Below are 22908 nucleotides of genomic sequence, written 5' to 3'. Positions count from 1 at the left end.
CGGAGTGGCGGGCGGCGCGGGTGAACTCGTCCTGGTCGTCGAGCACGACCCCGCCGTGGCCGAACTCCAGCGGCGCTGCCTGACCCGCGAGGGCTACCGGGTCGAGGTCGAGCCCGACCTGTCCGGCGCGTCCGACACCGCCGCCCGGCTCCGTCCGCACGCGGTGGTCCTCGACCTGTCCACCACCACGACGCCCGTGGAGTTGTACCGGCGGGTCGCGTCGGCCCTGGTCACCCGCCCCGCGCCGCCCGGCGGACGCGTCGTCGCGGTCGTCGGCCCGATCGACCCCGCCCTCGCCCGCAACCTCGGCGCGCACCGCCTGGAGCGGCCGTTCGGGCCCCGCGCCCTGGTCCGCGCGGTCGCGGGCGCGCTGCGGCACAGCGTGTCCGAGGTGACGCGGGAACTGCGCGCGGGCGGGCTCGTCCTCGACACCGCCGCCCGCACCTGCGACGCGGACGGCGCGGACGTCAGCCTGACCGCCACCGAGTTCGACCTCCTCGGCTACCTGGCCCGCAATCCCGGCCGCGTCTTCACCCGCGAACAGCTCCTGGATTCGGTGTGGGGCCCGGGCGCGGGCGCGGGAAGCCGCACCGTGGACGTCCACATCGCCCAGCTCCGCGCCAAGCTCGGCGAGGCCAGCCCGATCCGCACCGTCCGCGGCGTCGGCTACCGCCTGGACGCCTGACCTTCAGAGTGAGGCCGGTGGATCGGGTGGGCGGTTTCGCGGTCGGCCGCCTGAACCGCGGGCCGGGGACGGCTTAGGCTGGTCGGGTGAGCCAGGGAACACCTGACACGGTCGGCGCGGAGAGGCGGGGGACGCCTCCGGGCGGAGGACGGCCGGCGCCGCCCGCGATCCGGCGGGCCTGGATGCCGTTGGCCCTGCTCGGGACGGCGGCGGCGGCCACCGTGGTCGTCACGTTCGTCGACCCGCACTCGCCCGGTCACTATCCGACCTGCCCGTTCCTGTTCCTGACCGGGTACTACTGCCCGGGCTGCGGCGGGCTGCGCATGGTCAACTCGCTGACCCACGGGCACGTGGCGGCGGCGTTCGGCCTCAACCCGCTCGCGTTCCTGCTGATGCCGGTGGCCGGATACCTGTGGGCGCGCTGGACGTACTGCGCGGCGCGCGGCGAGCCGGTCACGTCGGTGCTGCTGCGGCGCGGCGCCCTGGCGGGGGTCGTCGGGCTGCTGCTGGTGTACTGGGTCGTCCGGAATCTGCCGTTCGCGCATGCCCTGGCCCCATGAGTGGAGGTCTGGCCTCGAAGGCCGCCGGAAGGGCGGTTCCGAGGCCGCCCCCGGGTGCGGGCGGCGCCTGCGGGTGAGGCTACGATCGGGGCACGGATCGACCGGAAAATAGGGGGCTCCTGCGTGACCGAGGGCGAGCGTGGGCACGGCGTGAGCGTGCTGGACGAGATCATCGAGGGGGTCCGGGCCGATCTCGCCGACCGGCAGCGGACGGTGTCGCTCGACGACCTCAAGGCCCGGGCGGCGAAGGCGCCGGCGCCCCGGGACGCGCTGGCGGCGCTGCGCGCGCCCGGCGTCGGGGTGGTCGCCGAGGTGAAGCGGAGCAGCCCGTCCAAGGGCGCGCTCGCCGCGATCGCCGACCCGGCCGCGCTGGCCCGCGACTACGAGTCGGGCGGCGCGAAGATCATCAGCGTGCTGACCGAGCGCCGCCGGTTCGGCGGCAGCCTGGACGACCTGGCCGCGGTCCGCGCCACCGTGGACATCCCGATCCTGCGCAAGGACTTCATCGTCACCTCCTACCAGCTGTGGGAGGCCCGCGCGTACGGCGCGGACGTCGCGCTGCTGATCGTCGCCGCGCTCGAGCAGGACGCGCTGGTCTCCCTCGTCGAGCGGGCCGAGTCGATCGGCCTGCTGCCGCTCGTCGAGGTGCACACCGAGGAGGAGGTCGACCGCGCCGTGGACGCCGGGGCCAAGGTCATCGGCGTCAACGCCCGCGACCTGCGGACCCTCAAGGTCGACCGCGAGACCTTCGCCCGGATCGCCCCGCGCGTCCCGGCGGGCGTCGTGAAGATCGCCGAGTCCGGCGTGCGCGGCCCGCACGACCTGCTCGCCTACGCCTCGTCCGGCGCGGACGCCGTCCTGGTGGGCGAGAGCCTGGTCATCGGCCGCGACCCGCGCTCGGCCGTCGCCGACCTCGTCGCCGCCGGCGCCCACCCGGCCCTCCGCCAGAGCGGCTGACCCGCCTCCGCCCGGAGCGCCTGACCCGCTTCCGCCCGGAGCGGCTGATCCACTTCGTCCGGAGCGGCCGAGCCGCTTCCGCTCACCGCGCCCGGTCTCCCTGAGGGGGGCCGGGCGTCCGCGTTCCCCGAAGGCGGCCTCTCGTCCCACCCCGGATCGCAGTGCGCCTGGTCCGTGGGCTGTAGGGTACGGGCATGCTCGCTGAACCGCTGCGCGAACGATGGCGCGCTCGTCCGGCATCTCACTGACCCGACGAGCCCTCTCACCCAGAGACGAGAACAACCCATGACCATCGACGCCGCGCGCGGCGCTTCCGGCGTTCCCGCCGTCTCCTCGCGGACGACCCTGTCGTCCGGGTCACCGGTCCCGGACGCGACCGGCCACTTCGGGGCCTTCGGCGGGCGGTTCGCCCCCGAGGCCCTCATGGCCGCCCTGGACGAGCTGACCCGCGAGTTCGACGCCGCCAAGGCCGACCCGTCCTTCATCGCCGAGCTGGACGACCTGCTCACGAACTACGCGGGACGCTCCAGCCTGCTGACCGAGGCCAAGCGGTTCGCCGGGCACGCCGGGGGAGCCCGGATCCTGCTCAAGCGCGAGGACCTCAACCACACCGGCTCCCACAAGATCAACAACGTGCTCGGCCAGGCGCTGCTGACCCGGCGGATGGGCAAGAAGCGCGTCATCGCCGAGACCGGCGCCGGGCAGCACGGCGTGGCCACGGCCACCGCCGCCGCGCTCCTCGGCCTCGACTGCACCGTCTACATGGGCGAGGTCGACACCGAGCGGCAGGCCCTCAACGTCGCGCGGATGCGGATGCTGGGCGCCGAGGTCATCCCGGTGAAGACCGGCAGCCGCACCCTCAAGGACGCCTGCAACGAGGCGTTCCGCGACTGGGTCGCGTCCGTCGACACCACCCACTACGTCATCGGGTCGGTCATGGGACCGCACCCCTTCCCGATGATGGTCCGCGACTTCCAGCGGATCATCGGCGTCGAGGCCCGGCAGCAGTGCCTGGACCTCACCGGGAAGCTCCCGGACGCGGTCGTCGCCTGCGTCGGCGGCGGATCCAACGCGATCGGCATGTTCCACGCGTTCGTCCCGGACGAGGGCGTGCGGCTGCTCGGGTACGAGGCGGGCGGCGACGGCGTCGCGTCCGGCAAGCACGCCGCCACGCTGGTCGGCGGCTCGCTCGGCGTGATCCACGGCATGCGCACCTACCTGCTGCAGGACGCCGAGGGCCAGACCATGGAGACGCACTCGATCTCCGCCGGGCTCGACTACCCCGGCGTCGGCCCCGAGCACTCGTGGCTGCACGACACGGGGCGCGCCGAGTACCACGAGATCACCGACGCCGAGGCGATGGACGCGTTCTCGCTGCTCTGCCGCACCGAGGGGATCATCCCGGCGATCGAGTCCGCGCACGCGCTCGCGGGCGCGATCAAGGTCGGACGGGAGCTCGGCCCGGACGCCACGATCGTGGTCTGCCTGTCCGGACGAGGCGACAAGGACATGCACACGGCGGCCAACTACTTCGGCCTGATGCCCGAGGGAGAGGCCAAGTGACCAGCGTCAAGACCGCCTACGACAAGGCCAAGGCCGAGGGGCGCGCCGCGCTCGTCGGCTACCTCCCCGCGGGGTTCCCGTCCGTGGACGGCGCGATCGAGGCCGCCAAGACCATGGTCGACGCGGGCTGCGACGTCATCGAGATCGGCCTGCCCTACACCGACCCGATGATGGACGGCCCGACCATCCAGGACGCCGTCCACCGGGCCCTGGTCGGCGGCGTCCACGTCACGGACGTGTTCCGCACGGTCGAGGCCGTCGCCGGGACGGGCGTCCCGACGCTGGTCATGACCTACTGGAACCCCGTGGACCGGTACGGCGTGGACGCCTTCGCCCGCGACCTGAGGTCGGCGGGCGGCGCGGGCCTGATCACCCCGGACCTCACGCCCGAGGAGGGCGGCGACTGGCTGGAGGCCGCCGACGCCCACGACCTGGACAAGGTGTTCCTGGTCGCGCTCAGCTCCACCGACGAGCGGATCGAGAAGATCACCTCGGAGTGCCGCGGGTTCGTGTACGCCGCGTCCCTGATGGGCGTCACCGGCGCCCGCACCGCCCTGGACACCGGCGCGCCCAGGCTGGTCGAGCGCACGCACGCCAGCATCGAGAAGCAGGGCCTGGACCTGCCGGTCGGCCTCGGCCTCGGCGTGAGCGACGGCGCCCAGGCCGCCGAGGTCGCCGGGTTCGCGGACGGGGTGATCGTCGGCTCGGCGTTCATCCGCCGCCTGCTGGACGCCCCCGACGAGGCGAGCGGCCTCGCGGGCGTCCGGGCCCTCACCGCCGAACTGGCCCGGGGCGTCCGCCGGGAGATCTGACCCCGGAGCCACATCCGCACGTCGGACGCCCACGCCGTCCGGACCGCGAAACACCGGTCCGGACGGCGTTCCGGGCCGGCGGGGGCCAAGATCGGGAAAAGTCGTCACCGAGATCGGGAACTCCCTTCGACGCCCCGTCGGTTCAAACCCATGAGTCGGGTCGCTCTCCCGTAAGGTGTGTGTTCGCCCGCCGTGGACCCGGCGCGACGGGCGGCCTTGAACGGGCGGTCGTGGAAGGATCAAGATGACGCAAGAGACAGCGGCGGCGCAGGCGGGCGCGCCGTCGGCACGTTCGGCGGGCGGGCGCTGGTTCCCCGCGCTGGCCTGGCCGTTCACCGTGGCGGGGCTGGCCATCTCGATCTACCTGACCTACTCGCACTACAACGCCAAGGCGCTGATCTGCTCGGCCAACGCCACGATCGACTGCCACGCCGTGACGACGAGCAAGTACTCCAAGCTGGTCGGCATCCCGCTGCCGCTGCTGGGGCTGCTGTTCTTCGTGGGCTTCGCCGCGCTGATCACGCCGTGGGCGCTGAACAACAGCGCGCCGCTGTTCCGCTGGAGCCGGCTGGCCTCCGCCGCGGTCGGCGTGCTGTTCGTCGTCTACCTGGTGACGGTCGAACTGGCCGTGCTGGACAAGATCTGCCTGTGGTGCACCGGGGTGCACATCATCACTATCCTGCTCTTCGTTCTCGTCCTGGCCGACGAGTTCCGGCGGCTGGGTGAGGTCGACTAGCCCCCTGAAGCCCTGAAGAGCAGCACTCCACCCATAGGAGAACCAATGAGCAAGGCCGCACGGGAGCGGTCGGCCCGGGAGCGCCTGGCCGAGGAGCGCAAGCGGCAGCAGACGCGGAACAAGCAGGTCCGCCTGCTGTCCGCGGTGCTGGGCGCAGTGGTCGTGGTCGCCGTGGCCGTCGTGGTCACCGTCGTCGCCATGAACTCCGACAAGTCCGGCGGGGACGGCAAGAAGGTCAGCGCGAACCTGTACAAGGGCACCGTCGCGCCGATCAAGGTCGAGACCGACGGCACCGTCACGATGGGCAAGCCGGGCGCCAAGGGCCCGACGATGGACCTCTACGAGGACTTCCAGTGCCCCATCTGCAAGGAGTTCGAGAAGGCCAGCGGTGACACCGTGAAGCAGCTCGCCGCCGAGGGCAAGGTCACGGTCAAGTACCACATCCTGTCGTTCGTGAACCCCCAGGGCTCGCCGCGCGCGGCCGTCGCGGGCTGGTGCGCCGCCGACGAGGGCAAGTTCCTCCAGTTCCACGACGTGGCCTACCAGAACCAGCCGGACGAACGGAAGGCGCTGACCACCGATGTGCTGAAGAAGTTCGGCACGTCCGCGGGCACGTCCGCCACGTTCGCGAGCTGCGTGTCCGACTCGAAGTACACGGCCCAGGTCAAGAAGAACAACGACGACGGGCTGAAGGTCCTGCAGGCCAAGTACGGCGGCCGCGCGGGCACCCCGTCCGTCCTGATCAACGGCAAGCCGCTCGACCAGAACGCGATGTTCGACCCGAACGCCCTGGAGAAGGCCGTCACCTCCGCCGCCTGATCCCTTCCGGCGACGGCCCCCCGCGGCCGCCTCGTCCCGTCCGGACGCGGCGACACGGCAGCGCCACCCGCACGACAGCGCCACCTGCAGGCGCCCGCCCCGGCCGGGCACACCCGCACGCTCCTGCGTGCGCGGTGCGCCCGGCCGGTGGTCTTTCTGCCCCGATGACCTGCGCATGTCACCCTCGGTGACTGTTCGTCGCTACGCTCTGCAAGCGTCAGCGCAAGGTCGAGTCGATCGGGGGATCGATGAGCAAGGCCGACAGGACGCGCACCGCGCGCGAGAAGCTGGCGGCGCAGCGGGCGGCGCAGGCCGCCCGGGACCGCCGCAACCGGCTGCTGATGATCGTGCTGGGGGTCGTGTTCGCGGCGGTGGTGATCGCCATCGTGGTGGTCCTGGTCGCCAAGCGCGGGGACAACGGCGGGAAGGTGAACGCCGCGCCGTACAGCGGACCGTCCGCGCCGGTCACCCGGAACGCGGACGGCTCGGTCACGATGGCGAAGGCGGGCGTGTCCAAGCCCGTCCTGGAGGTCTTCGAGGACTTCCAGTGCCCGGGGTGCAAGGCGATGGAGGCGTCCCTGGGCGGGACGATGCGGGAACTCGCCGCGGCGGGCAGGCTGAAGCTCGTCTACCGGCCGCTCCACCTGTTCCAGCAGGAGCCGCTCAGCGGCAACTCCCAGCGCGGCGCGAACGCCGCCCTGTGCGTCCCGGCCGACAAGTGGCTCGCCTACCACGACACCCTCTACAAGGCGCAGCCCGAGGAGGGCAAGGAGGGCTTCGCCGAGGACGACCTGGTGAAGTGGGGGCGTCAGCTCGGTGTCACGGACCCGAACTTCGAGCCGTGCGTCCGGGACTTGAAGCAGAAGGCGAAGGTCGCCGAGATGACCAGGTACGCCCTCGAAACCCGCAAGATCCAGGGCACGCCGACGCTGTTCCTCGACGGCAAGCAGCTCAACGCGACCTCGAAGGACGTCCTCACCAAGGCCGTCCAGCAGGCCGGGGGCCGGTAGCGGACCGGCCCCGCGGAGGACGCCGGGAGGCGGCGGGTCGCGCGGACCCGCCGCCTCCCGGTCACGTGCTCCGGGTTTCCGTTTCCGCCCGGAAGGCCCGGCGTTCGGGTGTTCGATGCGGGACGTGCGTCCCCGTACCCTCCGAACGCGGTAACGTCAACGGTCATGCAGCCGGTGGCCTTCCTTCCAAGTCCCTCCCAGGGTGTCTGGCACCTCGGGCCGGTCCCGATCCGCGCCTACGCCCTGATGATCATCCTCGGCATCATCGTGGCGGTCTGGCTCGGTGAGCGCCGCTGGGCGGCCAAGGGCGGCCAGCCCGGCACCGTGATCGACGTGGCGGTCTGGGCCGTCCCGTTCGGCCTGGTCGGCGGCCGCCTCTACCACGTGATCACCGACTACCAGCGGTACTTCGGGGACGGCAAGGACCCGGTGAACGCGCTGAAGGTCTGGGAGGGCGGCCTCGGCATCTGGGGCGCCGTCGTCCTCGGCGCGGTCGGCGCGATCATCGGCTGCCGCCGCCGGGGCATCTCGGTGCTCGCGCTCGGCGACGCCATCGCGCCCGGCATCGCGCTCGCCCAGGCGATCGGCCGCTGGGGCAACTGGTGGAACCAGGAACTGTACGGCCGTCCGCTGCACACCTTCTGGGCGCTGAAGATCGACACGGCGCACCGTCCCCGCACCGCGGACGGCGCCCTCGACCCGAAGTACGCCGACATCGCCACCTACCACCCGACGTTCCTGTACGAGTCGCTGTGGTGCGTCGGCGTCGCCGTCCTGGTGCTGTGGGCCGAGCGCCGCTACAAGCTCACCCACGGCCGCGCGTTCGCGCTCTACATCGCCGCGTACACCGTGGGCCGCTTCTGGGTCGAGGCGCTGCGCATCGATGACGCTCATCACATCGGGCCGCTGCGGCTGAACGACTGGACGGCGCTCATCGTCTTCCTCGGCGCGGTCGGCTACCTGTACTGGGCCCGGAACAAGACCGGCCCCGAAGCGGTCGGAGCCGTCGAGCCCGCCGTCGCGGACGTGGCCGCCGAGACCGAAGACGAGTCCGGAACCGGCGCCGCGACCGTCGTGGACGCGAAGCCCGAGGACGTCGAGGACACGAAGCCCGAGGACGTCGTTGAGAAGGCCGCTGAGGAGCGTCCCGAGGCGGCCGAGGGTGACGGCGTCACCCGGCCTGACCAGGCCGGAGACGTCCAGCAGAGCGCCTCTGAGGACGAGTCCGAGACCACGGGCGACATGTCCGATGCCGCTCCGGAGACCACCGCTGAGGAGACCTCCGAGGACGAGCCCAAGGCGGAGGCCGACGCCGAGCCCGCCGTGAAGGACGAGCCGAAGGCCGACGCCGGGTCGGAGCACGAGGCCGAGTCCGCGGACGAGGCGACGGCCGAGCCTGAGGCGGAGGGCGAGGCGAAGGCCGAGGCTTCGGACGAGCCCGAGAAGGACGAGGCGAAGGCGGACCGGGCCGCGGACGAGGCTGGCGACGAGGCGGGCAAGGGCGAGCCTGTCCGGGACGCCAAGTAGGGTCTCCGGCATGGGGGGACTGACCGCGGAAGAGCCCGAGATGCTGGCCGAACACCACCATCAGCACCGTGACGTGAACGGCGGCTGGCTGAGGCCCGCCGTGTTCGGCGCGATGGACGGCCTGGTGTCGAACTTCGCGCTGATCGCCGGCGTGGCGGGCGGCAGCGCGTCCAAGGACGTCGTGCTGCTGGCGGGGCTCGCCGGACTGGCCGCCGGGGCGTTCTCGATGGCGGCCGGCGAGTACATCTCGGTCGCCTCGCAGTCCGAGCTGGCGCTGGCCGAGATCGAGATCGAGCGGCTGGAGCTGGCCCGGCATCCGGCGGCCGAGCAGCGGGAGCTCGCGGCCGTGTTCGAGAAGCGCGGCGTGGACCCGGCGACGGCGGCGGAGGTCGCGCGGCAGCTGTCGCGGAACCCCGAGGACGCCTTGGAGGTGCACGCCCGCGAGGAACTGGGCGTCGCGCCGGGAGAGCTGCCGTCCCCGGTGGTGGCGGCCGGGTCGTCGTTCGTGGCCTTCGCGGTCGGGGCCGTCCTGCCGGTGCTGCCGTACCTGCTGGGCGCGCAGAACCTGTGGCCGTCGGCGATCGTGGCGGCGCTGGGGCTGTTCGGCGCGGGCGCGCTGGTCGCGCGGGTGACGACGCGGTCGTGGTGGTTCAGCGGGCTGCGCCAGCTGGTGTTCGGCGGCGCGGCGGCGGCGATCACGTTCGGCGTCGGCGCGCTGATCGGCCAGACCGGGGTCTGAGCGTGACGGGCCGAACGGGGAGCGCGGCGGGCCCGAGCCTGGACCGTCGCGCGTACCGGGGCCTGGACCGTGGCGCGGACCGGGGCCTGAACCGTCGCGCGTACCGGGGCCTGGACCGTGGCGCGGGCCGGGACCTGGACCGTCGTGTGGACCGTGGCGCGGGCCGGGGCCGGGACTGCGGCACGGACCGGGGTGTAGCGACCGGAAACGCCCTTTTGTGCGCGCGTGGGCGGCTGGAACGATAGGCTCCCGCACTGTGATCGAGGCTCGTGACTCAGGCGCATCCCCGGGATCGAACCCGTCCGGATCCCCGTCCGGAACCAAGACCGGTGGCGGGGACTTCTGGCCGGCGGAACCAGGCGGCGACGGCAAGGGATCGAAGGGGCTGAACCCCAAGCTGCTCGCGGGCGGGGTGGTCGCCCTGGTCGTCGTGGTCGCGGCCGCGGTCGTCGGGGTGATGGTGACCTCCGGCGGCGGCAAGAAGTCCGCCGGCGAGGCGAAGTCGGGCGCGCAGCTGCTCCCGACCGCGTTCACCCCGTGGGCGCCCGAGAAGGAGATGGCCAAGATCGTCGACCGGCAGGGCGACGCGCGGCCGATCACCGAGGGCGAGGTGTTCCCCGCGGACGTCAAGACGGTCGCCTACAAGAAGTACTCCTTCACCCTCGCCGAGACGAACCTGGCCGGCGAGTGCGCGGCGGCGACCTGGGGCCAGCGGCTCCAGGCCGACCTGAAGACGCACCAGTGCACCCAGGTCGCGCGCGGCGCGTACGTGAGCGTGGACAAGCAGCACGTCGGCCAGTTCGCGGTGCTGAACATGGCGAACCAGGACGGCGCGCAGCAGATCGTCCGTGACCTCGACCCGGCGACGAACGCGGGCTTCGTCCGCGCGCTCGACCCGGAGGGCGCGCCCGCGTTCCACAGCGGCTTCAGCGCGGCGTACGCGCACACCTACGGCCACTTCGTGATCGTGTCCTGGGTCCAGCGGGCCGGGGGCGCGCAGCCCGCGAACCTCTCCGAGCTGGTGGACCTCAGCCTGGCGGTGGAGAAGCCCGCCGACTTCGTCTGGGGACGCCTGGAGATGGCCGGGGACAACCCGAAGAAATGAGTCGTTCCTCCACCAGGCCTAGGAGATCGTCCCAGGGCCGCCCGCCGCGCGGTGACCGTCCGCGCGGCGGTTCCGGCCGTCCGGACGCCGCCTACGAGGGCGTCCCGCCGCACGAGGGCGGCTATGACGACCACGCCCAGGGTGGGTACGAGGTCCAGCCCCAGGGCGGGCCCTACGAGGACGGCCTGTCCGGCGACCGGACGCAGGGGCGGCGGCCCAAGCCGAAGCGCGGGCCCAGCGCCCGGACCTACTTCGGCTGGGCGATGGGCCTCGTGCTGCTGCTCGTGGTCGGCGTGGCGGCGCTGATCGTCGGGACGAACGACACCCGCGCGAAGCCCGACGCCGGAGACGACGGGTCGTCCGGGGCGACGTCGCCGACGGGCGTGGCGCCCTCGACGTACTCCAGTTCGCCGTCCAGCCGCGCGTACGCGGGGATCGAGAAGCGGTCGGTGGACGCCGCGCCGCTGACCGAGGGCGAGGCGTTCCCGCCGGACGCGTCGACGATCCAGGTGTCCCGGAAGGTGCGGCTGACGCTGAAGGCCAAGGAGCTGGGCTCCGGCTGCACGGCGGCGGTGTGGGGGAGCGCGACCGCGAAGGCCCTGCAACGCGCGGGCTGCACGCAGGTCGCACGGACGCTGTACGCGGACACGGCGCACGGCTACGCGCTGTCGGTGACGGTGTTCAACCTGGTGGACGCGCCGTCGGCGAACACCCTGGTGGACGCGCTGGGCCAGGGCAGCGGCGGCGGGTTCGTCCGGCCGCTGTCCTCGGAGCCGACCGGCTCGAACACCGGCGGTTCGAAGGACACCACCGGCTCGAACACCGGCGGTTCGAAGGACACCGGCGGCTCGAAGGGGTCGAGCGGCTCCAAGGGGTCGCTCGGGACGTTCGGCCAGGACGGCTACGGCGCCGCGCGCGGCGTGGCGATGGGGCACTACGCGGTGGTGGCGTGGGCGCAGCGGCTCTCCGGTTCCGGGGACGCGGCGAGCGCCGCCAAGGACGAGACGCTGCTGTCGATCCTGATCGAGGGCCAGAAGGCCCCGGCCGTCCTGGACCGCGCCGCCCGCACCCACTGACCCCCCTCAGCGGCACATCCCGCTCACCACCCACCCCCTTCCGAGCAACGCTCACGTCCCCGGCGGCCGCCTTCCGGGCCATGCCCGCGTACCTGGCAGCCGCCCTTCGCGCCAGGCGCGTTCCCGATGGCTGTCTTCCGGGCCATGGCCGGGTGCCCGGCGGCCAGCGTCCGGGCCACGCTCGCATCACCTGGTGGCTGCCTTCTGGGGCGCGCTCGTACACCTGGGCGACTGCCTTCCGGGGCATGTTCGCGTACCCGGCGACGGGCTTCCGGGGCGTGTCGTGCGGGGGCGGTGAACGGACGCCGCCGGAGGGGGCGGCGGGCCGCACATCCTTTAAACGCGCCGACCCGGTGATGATGATCACCCGAGGTCAGGGCGTTTTCACGCGGTCATCGGGCACTAGAGTGGTCTAAACCACGCGGAGATCAACGAGATCGACGAAGATCAACAGACCCGGACACGTTTCGCGACTTGGTCGCTTCGGGCATGATCCCGGCAGTGATGTAGTCTCATCGCACCGCAGCAGGGCCAACGCCGTCCCGTGCCTGCACTGACATCAGCCAGTGACAACACGACGACGGGAGGGTCTGATGGCCGCTGCCGCCCCCACACCGGGCCTGCCACAGAACCAGGGTCTCTACGACCCGGCCAACGAGCACGACGCCTGCGGCGTCGGCATGGTGGCGGACCTGAACGGTCGCAAGAGCCACGACATCGTGAGCAACGCCCTGACCGTCCTGCGCAATCTCGACCACCGCGGCGCCGTCGGCGCCGAGCCGGACGACGGCGACGGCGTGGGCATCCTCGTCCAGATCCCGGACGCGTTCTTCCGCGAGGTCTGCGACTTCGAGCTGCCCGAGGCCGGGTCCTACGCGGCGGGCGTCGCGTTCCTGCCGAAGGACGAGGCCGAGCGCGCCGCGGCGGTCGAGCGGATCGAGACGCTGTGCGTCGAGGAGGGGCTGACCGTCCTCGGCTGGCGCGAGCTGCCGCACGACGCGTCCCACTGCGGTCCGGCCGCGCGCAAGGTCATGCCGCACTTCGCGCAGCTGTTCCTGACCGCCGCCGCGCACGGCCCGCACGCGGGCCGGACCGGTCTGGAGCTGGACCGGGTCGTGTTCTGCATGCGCGAGCGCGCCGAGCAGGACACCACCGCCTACTTCCCGAGCCTGTCCTCGCGGACGATCGTCTACAAGGGCATGCTCACCACGCCGCAGCTCGAGCCGTTCTTCCCCGACCTGTCGGACGAGCGGTTCACCTCGGGCATCGCGCTGGTGCACAGCCGGTTCTCGACCAACACCTTCCCGGCGTGGGAGCTGGCGCACCCCTACCGGTTCATCGCCCACAACGGCGAGATCAACACCGTCCGCGGGAACCGGAACTGGATGCGCGCCCGTGAGGCGCTGCTGAAGTCCGACCTGCTGCCGGGCGACCTGTCCCGGATCTACCCGGTGATCGACATCGAGGCGTCCGACACCGCGTCCTTCGACGAGTGCCTGGAGCTCCTGCACCTCAGCGGGCGGAGCCTGCCGCACGCGGTGCTGATGATGATCCCGGAGGCGTGGGAGAACCACACCGAGATGGACCCGGCGCGCCGCGCCTTCTACGAGTTCCACTCCACCCTGATGGAGGCGTGGGACGGCCCGGCGTCGGTGACGTTCACCGACGGCACGGTCGTCGGCGCCGTCCTGGACCGCAACGGGCTGCGTCCCGGCCGGTACTGGGTGACCGACGAGGGCTTCGTGGTGCTGGCGTCCGAGGCGGGCGTGCTGGACATCCCGTCCGACAAGGTCGTCCGCAAGGGACGGCTGCAGCCGGGCAAGATCTTCCTGGTCGACACCGAGGCCGGGCGGATCATCGAGGACGACGAGGTCAAGGCCGAGCTCGCCGCGCAGCACCCCTACGGGGAGTGGCTGCACGAGGGCCTGGTCCGGTTCGAGGAGCTGCCGCGCCGCGAGCGCGAGATCCCGACGCACGAGACGCTCGTCAAGCGCCAGCAGACGTTCGGCTACTCCAACGAGGAGCTGAAGGTCATCCTGTCGCCGATGGCCCGGACCGGCGCCGAGCCGCTCGGGTCGATGGGCACCGACACCCCGATCGCGGTGCTTTCGGAGCGTCCGCGGCTGCTGTTCGACTACTTCAAGCAGCTGTTCGCGCAGGTCACCAACCCGCCGCTGGACGCCATCCGCGAGGAGCTGGTGACCAGCCTGCAGTCCACCCTCGGCCCCGAGGGCAACCTGCTGGAGCCGGGCCCGGACTCGTGCCGCCGGCTGGTGCTGCCGACCCCGATCCTGGACAACGACGAACTATCCAAGATCATCCACATCGACGACGAGGGTTCGCTGCCGCACCTGCAGGCCCACGTCGTGCACGGCCTCTACGACGTGCACGGCGGCGGCGAGGCGCTGCGGGCGCGGCTCGCGGAGATCTGCTCCGAGGTGTCCCGGGCGATCCGGGGCGGCGCGCGGATCATCGTGCTGTCGGACCGGGGCAGCGACTCGGGCCGCGCGGCGATCCCGTCGCTGCTGCTCACCGGGGCCGTCCACCACCACCTGATCCGCGAGAAGACCCGCACCCGGGTCGGCCTGGTGGTCGAGACCGCCGAGGCCCGCGAGTGCCACCACATGGCGCTGCTCATCGGGTACGGCGCGTCCGCGGTGAACCCCTACCTGGCGCAGGAGACCGTCGAGGACCTGGTCCGCGCGGGCGCGCTCGACGGCGTGGACGAGGCCAGGGCCGTCCGGAACCTGGTGAAGGCGTACGGCAAGGGCGTCCTGAAGGTCATGTCCAAGATGGGCGTGTCCACGGTCGCGTCCTACACCGGCGCGCAGATCTTCGAGGCGATCGGGCTCGGCGCCGAGGTCGTGGACCGCGCGTTCACCGGCACCACGTCCAAGCTCGGCGGCGTCGGCTTCGACGTCCTGGCGGACGAGGTCGCGCAGCGGCACGCCCGCGCCTACCCGGCGGGCGGCAACGAGACCGCGCACCGCACCCTGGAGGTCGGCGGGGAGTACCAGTGGCGACGCGAGGGCGAGCCGCACCTGTTCAACCCCGAGACCGTGTTCAAGCTCCAGCACGCCACCCGCACCCGCCGCTACGAGATCTTCAAGGAGTACACCTCCCAGATCGACGAGCAGGCCGGCAAGCTCATGACGCTGCGCGGGCTGTTCAAGCTGAAGGACGGCGAGCGCCCGCCCGTGCCGATCGACGAGGTCGAGCCGGTGTCGGAGATCGTGAAGCGGTTCTCCACGGGCGCGATGTCCTACGGGTCGATCTCGGCCGAGGCGCACGAGACCATCGCGATCGCCATGAACCGGCTCGGCGCCAAGTCCAACACCGGCGAGGGCGGCGAGGACCCCCGGCGGTTCGCCCCGGACGTCAACGGCGACCTGCGGCGCAGCGCCATCAAGCAGGTCGCGTCCGGACGGTTCGGCGTGACCAGCGAGTACCTGACGAACGCCGACGACATCCAGATCAAGATGGCGCAGGGCGCCAAGCCCGGCGAGGGCGGCCAGCTGCCCGGCCACAAGGTCTACCCGTGGATCGCCAAGACCCGGCACTCCACCCCGGGCGTCGGCCTCATCTCGCCGCCGCCGCACCACGACATCTACTCGATCGAGGACCTCGCCCAGCTCATCCACGACCTGAAGAACGCCAACCCGGCCGCCCGGGTGCACGTGAAGCTGGTCGCGGAGGTCGGCGTCGGGACGGTCGCCGCGGGCGTGTCCAAGGCGCACGCGGACGTCGTGCTGGTCTCCGGCCACGACGGCGGCACCGGCGCGTCCCCGCTCACCTCGCTGAAGCACGCGGGCGCGCCCTGGGAGCTCGGCCTCGCCGAGACCCAGCAGACGCTGCTGCTGAACGGGCTGCGCGACCGGATCGTCGTGCAGGCCGACGGCCAGCTCAAGACCGGCCGCGACGTCATCGTCGCCGCGCTCCTCGGCGCCGAGGAGTTCGGCTTCGCGACCGCGCCGCTCGTCGTGTCCGGCTGCGTGATGATGCGCGTCTGCCACCTCGACACCTGCCCGGTCGGCGTCGCCACCCAGAACCCCGTGCTGCGGCAGCGGTTCACCGGCAAGCCCGAGTTCGTCGTCAACTTCTTCGAGTTCATCGCCGAGGAGGTCCGCGAGTACCTGGCCGAGCTCGGCTTCCGCACGCTGGACGAGGCGATCGGGCACGTCGAGATGATCGACACCCGGGACGCCGTCGCGCACTGGAAGGCGTCCGGGCTGGACCTGGCGCCGATCCTGCACGCCCCCGAGGTACCGGACGGCGCGTCCCTGCGCCGCACCACCACCCAGGACCACGGGCTCGACAAGGCGCTGGACAACACGCTGATCCAGCTCGCCGAGGGCGCCCTGGCGTTCGGCGACAAGGTGACGCTGGAACTGCCGATCCGCAACGTCAACCGGACGGTCGGCACCATGCTCGGCCACGCGGTGACCAAGAAGTGGGGCGGCGCGGGCCTCGCCGACGACACGATCGACGTGACCTTCACCGGCTCGGCGGGCAACTCGTTCGGCGCGTTCGTCCCGCGCGGCATCACGCTGCGGCTGGTCGGCGACGCCAACGACTACGTCGGCAAGGGCCTGTCCGGCGGGCGCATCACCCTGCGTCCCCCGGCGGACGCGCCGTTCGAGCCGTCCGGGCAGATCATCGGCGGCAACGTCCTCCTGTACGGCGCGACCTCGGGCGAGCTGTTCGCCCGCGGCGTCGTCGGCGAGCGGTTCTGCGTCCGCAACTCCGGCGCCACGGCCGTCGTCGAGGGCGTCGGCGACCACGCGCTGGAGTACATGACCGGGGGACGCGCCGTCATCCTCGGCCGCACCGGCCGCAACCTCGCGGCGGGCATGTCCGGCGGCATCGCCTACGTGCTCGACCTGGTGCCCGAGCGGGTCAACCCCGAGATGGTCGACCTGGAGACGCTCACCGACCAGGACGCCGAGTTCGTCCGAGGCCTGGTCGAGCGGCACCACGCCGAGACCGGGTCCGGCACGGCGGCGTCGCTGCTCACCGACTGGGACGCGGCCGCGACCCGCTTCACCAAGATCATGCCGCGGGACTACCGCCGGGTGCTGGACGCGGCCGAGGCCGCCCGCGCCGAGGGCCGGGACGTCGACGAGGCCATCATGGCCGCCGCGCAGAGCTGAGAGGGGGACTTCCGAAATGGCTGACCCGAAGGGTTTCCTGACCGCCGGGCGGGAGCTCCCGCAGCGCCGCCCGGTCGACGTCCGCATCAAGTCCTGGACCGAGGTGTACGAGGAGTTCGCCCGTCCCAAGGTCGAACGGCAGGCGAGCCGCTGCATGGACTGCGGCATCCCGTTCTGCCACCAGGGCTGCCCGCTCGGCAACCTGATCCCCGAGTGGAACGACCTGGTGTACCGCGGCGACTGGCACGACGCGATCGAGCGGCTGCACGCGACCAACAACTTCCCCGAGTTCACCGGCCGGCTCTGCCCGGCCCCGTGTGAGAGCGCCTGCGTCCTCGGCATCAACCAGGACCCGGTGGCCATCAAGCGGGTCGAGGTCGAGATCATCGACCGGGCGTGGGACGAGGGCTGGGTCCGGCCGCGGCCCCCGGCCGTCCGGACCGGGAGGAAGGTCGCGGTCGTCGGCTCCGGCCCCGCCGGGCTCGCCGCCGCGCAGCAGCTCACCCGCGCCGGGCACGACGTCACCGTCTACGAGCGCGCCGACCGCGTCGGCGGCCTGCTCCGCTACGGCATCCCCGAGTTCAAGATGGAGAAGCGCCACCTCGACCGGCGGATCGGGCAGATGCTCGCCGAGGGCACCACCTTCAAGACCTTGGTGAACGTCGGCGTGGACGTCACGGCCGACGAGCTGCGCGAACACCACGACGCCGTGCTGCTCACCGGCGGCGCGACCGCGTGGCGGGACCTGCCGGTCCCCGGCCGCGACCTGCGCGGCGTCCACCAGGCGATGGAGTACCTGCCCCCGGCCAACAGGGTGCAGGAGGGCGACCTCACCGAGTCGACGATCCCCGCCACCGGCAAGCACGTCGTCGTCATCGGCGGCGGCGACACCGGCGCGGACTGCGTCGGCACCGCCCTCCGGCAGGGCGCGGCCTCGGTCACCCAGCTCGAGATCATGCCGACGCCGCCGCAGGATCGTCCCGCGCACCAGCCGTGGCCGACCTACCCGACGCTGTTCAAGATGGAGAGCGCCCACGAGGAGCTCCGCGACCTCGGCGGCGAACGCCTCTACGCGATCAGCACGGTCGCGTTCCTCGGCGACGAGGACGGGAACCTGCGCGCGCTGAAGGTCGTCGGCGTCGAGGGCCCGGAGAGCGGCTTCAAGCCGATCCCCGGCACCGAGCGGGAACTCCCGGCGCAGCTGGTCACCCTCGCGATGGGCTTCCTCGGCCCGGAGCGGGAGGGCCTGCTCGCCCAGCTCGGCGTCGACCTCGACCAGCGCGGCAACGTCCGGCGGGACGCCGACTACGCCACCAGCGTGGACAAGGTGTTCGCCGCGGGCGACATGGGCCGCGGCCAGTCGCTCATCGTCTGGGCCATCGCCGAGGGACGCGCCGCCGCGCACGGCGTCGACAAGTTCCTCACCGGCCAGACCGGCCTGCCGTACCCGATCCCGCCGACGGCCCGGTCCCTGACCTGACCCGACCGTCCGGAACCTCTGGGGAGCGGCCGATCGCCTGTTCACGATCGGCCGCTTTCTCATGCCCGCCGTCCGGGCGGACTCTGCTCCCGAGCGTAAAAATTCTGAGCCGGCCGAACGGTGTCTGGACGATCTCTGAACGCCGCCCGGACGTCGGCGGAACGTCGGCGGATCCCGGAGAACGCCGTGTTCCGGGGCCGCGGGCCTGGGCGAGGCGGTCGCGTCCGGGCGCCCCGGAACCGCGTTGTCCAAGGTAAGCGGCAGGTGAAAAGGCGGATATCGCGCACCGTGACCGGACTTCTTTGCTCTTCCCCTGTCCTATAGTTGATCAGCCGCCCCGGGTATTAACGGACAGATGCCACTGTTTGGCCGTCCGGTTGTCCCGAGGCGTCGGCTTGAGCGAACCGCGGGTCCCCGCTCGGACCCGCGACACGGGGGTTTGCGCGAACGATGGGTCCTCATAGCACGGTGACGCTGCTGCTGGCGGTGTTCCTGGCCGTCCTGGCCTTCGTGGGCTGCATGGCCGTGTGGAACCGGGTCCCGGGGCCCGGCGTCGTCAAGCACGCCGGACGGGCCCTGATGATCCTGCTCTGCCAGGTCACCGCGCTCGCCCTCGTCGGCCTGCTGATCAACAACGCGCGCGGCTTCTACGGCAGCTGGTCGGAGGTGTCGGCGGACTTCCTCGGCACGAGCTTCGACGACGGCGGCGGCACCGAGAGCAGCGTCGGCGGCGGGGGAGAGCACCACCGGTCCGGCCTGATCGGCCCGGGCCCGCTCACCCAGAAGCACTTCAAGACCGACTCGGGGCGCAAGAGCCTGGAGGCCAAGTTCACCGGCCCGGCCTCGCACGTCACCGGACGCGTCGTGATCTACCTGCCGCCGAACTACAGGCAGGACGCCCGCGCCGCCTACCCGGTCGTCCAGCTGTTCGGCGGCACCCCCGGCGAACCCACCACCTGGTACGGCGACCTCAACGTGGGCAACCAGGTCGACCAGCTGATCAGGGCCCGCAAGGTGAAGCCGTTCATCCTGGTCTCGGCGTCCATCAACGTCGCGGGCGGCAAGCCGAACGAGTGCACCGACATCCCCGGGCAGACGCCCGTCGCGACCTGGCTCACCAAGGACGTCCGCGACTTCATGTACCAGAACTTCCGCGTGAGGACCGACGCGGCGGCCTGGGCGACCATGGGCTACTCCGAGGGCGCGTACTGCGCGGTCAAGTTCCCGCTCCAGCACCCGAACCTGTACCGGACGGGCGTCGGCATCGCCGGGACCTACGAGTCCACCGACCCCCGGATCAGGCACAACCCGAAGCTGCTCAGGGAGAACGCGCCCTACGAGCTGCTCACCCGCGCCCCGGCCGCCAAGCTGCTGCTCGCCACCGGCGGCCGCGACCCCGAGGCCCCGCCGGCCGAGATCGACAAGTTCATGGGGCACGTCCGGCCGCCGACCGCGGTCACCAAGTACACGACCAAGATCGGCGAGCACGGCACCGTGGTCTGGCGCAACATGCTCCCCTTCATCTTCGGCTGGCTCACCAAGCAGGTCTCCTGACACCGGCCCTTGTGCGCGCGCCCGGCATCGGATAATTTCCGGGCGCCGGACCGGCGTCCCCGCCGGGACCCGGCGACGCTCCGCTTCAGCACGCCCCGCCGTCGCGCCGACGCCGACGCGGCCACGGCACCGTCCCGCACGCCGGGACCACGGGCCCGGCCACCCACCGCTGGGGTGGCCGGGCCCACCCGCGCCCCCAAGCGGCCCGCCCTGCCCGGAAGGCCACCTGACCTGCGCGGACGGCTTCGGCCGGGGCGGCGGGAAGGGAATGTCGGAGGCGCGGGCTAGAGTCCGAAGGATGAACGTCAACGAGGTTTTCGGAGATCTCTACGGACGCGTTCCGCCGCTCGTCCGCGACGCGGTGGCGGGGCTGGACGCCAAGCAGCTGGCGACCCCGCCCGAGCCCGGCGCGAACACGGTCGGCTGGCTGGTGTGGCACCTGACGCGCGTCCAGGACTCCCACATCGCCGAGCTCCTCGGTAAGGACCAGGTCTGGGAGACCGGCGACATCGCCGCCCGCTTCGATCTTCCCGCCGATCCGGGGAACACCGGCTACGGGCACACCCCGGACGATGTCGCGGAGGTACAACCGACGGCGGAGCTGCTGGTCGAGTACTACGACGCCGTCCACGCCCGCACCGAGGAGTTCATCGGCGGCCTCACCCCGGCCGCGCTCGACGAGATCGTCGACGAGCGCTGGAGCCCGCCGGTCACCCTCGGCGTCCGGCTCGTCAGCGTCGCCGACGACTGCCTCGAGCACGCCGGGCAGGCGTCGTACGTCCGCGGCCTCCTGCAGCGCCGCTGAGTTGCCCCTGCCGCCTCAGCCGGACAGGCCTTCTCAACCACACCATGGAGGAGCACCCGTGAGCGTCGAATTCCTCGGCCTTCGCACCGTGATCCACCCCGCTCCGGACCTGGCCGCCGCCAAGCTCTGGTGGACGAACGTCCTCGGCTTCGAGCCCTACTTCGACGAGCCGTTCTACGTGGGCTACGAGGTCGCCGGGTACGAGCTCGCCCTCGACCCCGACGGCGACCCGAAGGACGGCCCGATCGTCTACTGGGGCGTCGAGGACGCCGCCGACGCCGAGGCGCGGCTCATCGCGGCGGGCGCCGAGCCCCACACCCCGTGCCGCGAGGTCGGCGGCGGCATCGAGGTCGCGGTCGTCCGCAACCCGGTCGGCGACCTGGTCGGCGTGATCCGCAACCCGCACTTCAAGCCCGCGTGAGCACCGACGCCGCGACGTCCTTCCGCCCGGGGTCCCGCCGGACGCGGCGGGCACGCACCGAACGGACGCGCCCGAGGGAGGGCCGGATGAAGTCCGACGACGTGACCGGGCACTGCCTCGGTCTGCCGGACGCGACCGAGGACTTCCCGTTCGGCGAGCAGCCCGCCGTCTACCGCGTCGGCGGGAAGATCTTCGCGCTGCTCGCCGAGCACGACGACCCGCCCCGCGTCAGCCTGAAGCTGCCGCCGGACGAGGTCGTCGCGCTGCGCGCCGAGTTCCCGGACACCGTCCTGCCCGGCTACCACCTCAACAAGCGCTACTGGGTCACCGTGCTGCTCGACGGCGTCCTCGACGCCGAGATGGTCCGCGAGATGCTCGAACAGTCCTACGACGTGGTCGCGGCCAGCCTCCCGCGCCGCCTCCGCCCCGCACCCCGAAACTGACCGCGACCTCCAGGAGCGGGGTGCGGACGGTCCGTGCCCCAGGGGCGAGTGGGCACGGACCGTCCGGCCGTTGCGCCGACGACGCGGGCCACCACGACACGAGCCACGACACGCAGTTCACGTGAACCGGGGTTACGGGACCGGGCTCGCGGGACGGGGTCACGGGACCGGGCTCGCGGGACGGGCTCACGGGACCGGGCTCGCGGGACGGGGTCACGGGACCGGTCATGGGACCGGGCTCATGGGACGGGGTCGCGGGACGGGCTCATGGGACGGGCTCATGGGACGGGGTCATGGGGCCGGGCTTGCGGGGGCGGAGGTCTCCGGGGTCGGGGCGAAGACGATGGCCTGCGGGCCCGCGTTGATCGGCTTGGTGCCGACGCCGCCCACGATCGTCGCCGTCACCTTGCGGGACGCGGTGTCGATGACCGACACGCTGCCGGAGAGCAGGTTCCCGACCCACGCCTCCCGGCCGTCCGGCGTGAAGGCGACCGGCGCGGGCAGCCTGCCGACCCGGACCTTCCCGACGACCCTCCGGGACGCCAGGTCCACGACGGCGACCGAGCCCGCGTTCATCCGCGCCACGTACGCGCGGCGGCCGTCCGGCGCGACGGCGACGCCCCACGGCTGGTCCGGTGTCGCGATCCTCGCGACGACCTTCTCGGACGCGGCGTTCACCAGCCACGTCCTACCGCCGCGCGGGTTGGTGACCAGCACCTCCCTCCCGTCCGGGGTGACCGCGACGCCCTGCGCGCCGCCCGGGTCGGTGATCCTCCCGACGACCCTGCCCGCCGCGGTGTCGATGACGGCGAGCCCGCCCGCGTACGTGACGTAGGCGCGCCGGCCGTCGGGGGCGAACGCGATCTGGTGCGGCGCGGTGCCCACCCTGATCGTCCTGGTGACGCGGTCGGCGCCGGTGTCGATGACCTTCACCGCGTCCGCGCCGCCCGCGCCGGTGTCGCCGCCGGTCACCGCCGCGTACACCGCGCGTCCGTCCGGCGCGATGGCCACCGCCTGCGGGAACGGACCCACGGTGATCCTCTTCGACACCGTGCCGGACGGCACGTCCACGACGGCCACGTCGAACTGGGCGGTGTCGGCGACGTACAGCTTCCGGCCGTCCGCCGTCACCGCCACGCCGCGCGCCGCGTCCGTCCTGATCTTCGTGGCGGTGATCAGGTGCGCCGCCGCGTCCACCTGCGCGATCCGGCTCGCCGAGGCCAGCGCCACGTACCCCTGGAGCCTGCCGGGCGCCGCCCGGATCCTGCGCCGCGCGTCCGGCGGCGGCGTCCACGCGTCCGGGTTCGCGGCGGCGTTCGCCGGACGCGGCGGCGCGGCGGCCGTCCCGCCCGCCAGGCCCAGCGCGTTCGCCGCCGGCCACGCCGCCGCCCCGAGCGCCAGCGCGCCCGCCGCGATCCCGCCCCACCGGATGAGTCTGCCCGGCATCCCCTGCCTCCTTCTGCGTC

At 72.5% G+C, this 22908-nt stretch carries 19 protein-coding genes; 18 read left to right on the top strand and 1 reads right to left on the bottom strand.

Going from position 1 to position 22908, the window contains the following annotated elements:
* The first annotated feature begins 4 nt into the window (after positions 1-4).
* The 18 genes from AB0L06_RS34315 (at position 5) to AB0L06_RS34230 (ending at position 21442) form a co-directional block, all read left to right on the top strand.
* Positions 5-685, top strand: a complete 681-nt coding sequence (locus AB0L06_RS34315) for a response regulator transcription factor (protein WP_500235322.1) — start codon at positions 5-7, stop codon at positions 683-685.
* Between the two features lie 86 nt (positions 686-771).
* Positions 772-1245, top strand: coding sequence for a DUF2752 domain-containing protein (locus AB0L06_RS34310; RefSeq protein ID WP_500235321.1), 474 nt, complete (start codon positions 772-774; stop codon positions 1243-1245).
* 150 nt (positions 1246-1395) lie between these two features.
* A complete protein-coding gene (trpC, locus tag AB0L06_RS34305) occupies positions 1396-2202 on the top strand; it encodes an indole-3-glycerol phosphate synthase TrpC (protein ID WP_500235401.1) in 807 nt (268 codons plus the stop codon).
* A gap of 285 nt (positions 2203-2487) precedes the next feature.
* Positions 2488-3765, top strand: coding sequence for a tryptophan synthase subunit beta (gene trpB / locus AB0L06_RS34300; RefSeq protein ID WP_500235320.1), 1278 nt, complete (start codon positions 2488-2490; stop codon positions 3763-3765).
* Positions 3762-4577: a tryptophan synthase subunit alpha gene (gene trpA, locus AB0L06_RS34295; protein ID WP_500235319.1), complete on the top strand. Its 816-nt coding sequence runs from the start codon at positions 3762-3764 to the stop codon at positions 4575-4577. The genes trpB and trpA overlap by 4 nt, the downstream gene beginning before the upstream one ends.
* 244 nt (positions 4578-4821) lie before the next feature.
* Positions 4822-5313: a vitamin K epoxide reductase family protein gene (locus tag AB0L06_RS34290; RefSeq protein ID WP_500235318.1), complete on the top strand. Its 492-nt coding sequence runs from the start codon at positions 4822-4824 to the stop codon at positions 5311-5313.
* A 45-nt stretch (positions 5314-5358) separates the two neighbouring features.
* The gene (locus AB0L06_RS34285; RefSeq protein ID WP_500235317.1) at positions 5359-6132 is read left to right on the top strand and encodes a DsbA family protein; all 774 of its coding nucleotides are present in this window, start codon (positions 5359-5361) and stop codon (positions 6130-6132) included.
* Positions 6133-6380: 248 nt separating this feature from the next.
* Positions 6381-7142 (top strand): DsbA family protein, encoded by a 762-nt coding sequence (locus AB0L06_RS34280; protein ID WP_500235316.1) that lies wholly within the window; start codon positions 6381-6383, stop codon positions 7140-7142.
* A 165-nt stretch (positions 7143-7307) separates the two neighbouring features.
* Positions 7308-8669 carry a prolipoprotein diacylglyceryl transferase gene (gene lgt, locus AB0L06_RS34275; RefSeq protein WP_500235315.1) on the top strand — a complete coding sequence of 454 codons (1362 nt, stop codon included), beginning with the start codon at positions 7308-7310 and terminating at the stop codon, positions 8667-8669.
* A gap of 10 nt (positions 8670-8679) precedes the next feature.
* Complete coding sequence (locus tag AB0L06_RS34270) at positions 8680-9408, top strand: VIT1/CCC1 transporter family protein (RefSeq protein ID WP_500235314.1); 729 nt, start codon at positions 8680-8682, stop codon at positions 9406-9408.
* Between the two features lie 256 nt (positions 9409-9664).
* Positions 9665-10513, top strand: coding sequence for a hypothetical protein (locus tag AB0L06_RS34265; RefSeq protein ID WP_500235313.1), 849 nt, complete (start codon positions 9665-9667; stop codon positions 10511-10513).
* A complete protein-coding gene (locus AB0L06_RS34260; RefSeq protein WP_500235312.1) occupies positions 10510-11589 on the top strand; it encodes a hypothetical protein in 1080 nt (359 codons plus the stop codon). The genes AB0L06_RS34265 and AB0L06_RS34260 overlap by 4 nt, the downstream gene beginning before the upstream one ends.
* Positions 11590-12182: 593 nt before the next feature.
* Entirely contained in the window at positions 12183-16739 is a 4557-nt protein-coding gene (gltB, locus tag AB0L06_RS34255) for a glutamate synthase large subunit (RefSeq protein WP_500235311.1), read from the top strand.
* 16 nt (positions 16740-16755) lie between these two features.
* Positions 16756-18219, top strand: a complete 1464-nt coding sequence (locus tag AB0L06_RS34250) for a glutamate synthase subunit beta (protein ID WP_500235310.1) — start codon at positions 16756-16758, stop codon at positions 18217-18219.
* Between the two features lie 468 nt (positions 18220-18687).
* Positions 18688-19773 (top strand): alpha/beta hydrolase, encoded by a 1086-nt coding sequence (locus tag AB0L06_RS34245; protein WP_500235309.1) that lies wholly within the window; start codon positions 18688-18690, stop codon positions 19771-19773.
* 298 nt (positions 19774-20071) lie between these two features.
* Entirely contained in the window at positions 20072-20578 is a 507-nt protein-coding gene (locus AB0L06_RS34240) for a mycothiol transferase (protein ID WP_500235308.1), read from the top strand.
* A gap of 58 nt (positions 20579-20636) precedes the next feature.
* Complete coding sequence (locus tag AB0L06_RS34235) at positions 20637-20999, top strand: VOC family protein (RefSeq protein WP_500235307.1); 363 nt, start codon at positions 20637-20639, stop codon at positions 20997-20999.
* A gap of 86 nt (positions 21000-21085) precedes the next feature.
* Positions 21086-21442, top strand: a complete 357-nt coding sequence (locus AB0L06_RS34230; RefSeq protein ID WP_500235306.1) for an MmcQ/YjbR family DNA-binding protein — start codon at positions 21086-21088, stop codon at positions 21440-21442.
* Between the two features lie 291 nt (positions 21443-21733).
* Here the strand turns inward: AB0L06_RS34230 and AB0L06_RS34225 are convergent, their stop codons facing one another.
* Complete coding sequence (locus AB0L06_RS34225; RefSeq protein WP_500235305.1) at positions 21734-22888, bottom strand: YVTN family beta-propeller repeat protein; 1155 nt, start codon at positions 22886-22888, stop codon at positions 21734-21736.
* Between the last annotated feature and the right edge of the window lie 20 nt (positions 22889-22908).

It is taken from the genome of Spirillospora sp. NPDC052269, assembly GCF_040679435.1.
Lineage (GTDB): Bacteria > Actinomycetota > Actinomycetes > Streptosporangiales > Streptosporangiaceae > Spirillospora.
Note: the sequence above shows the minus strand (reverse complement) of the source record. Positions and strands in the feature narration are given on the sequence as shown.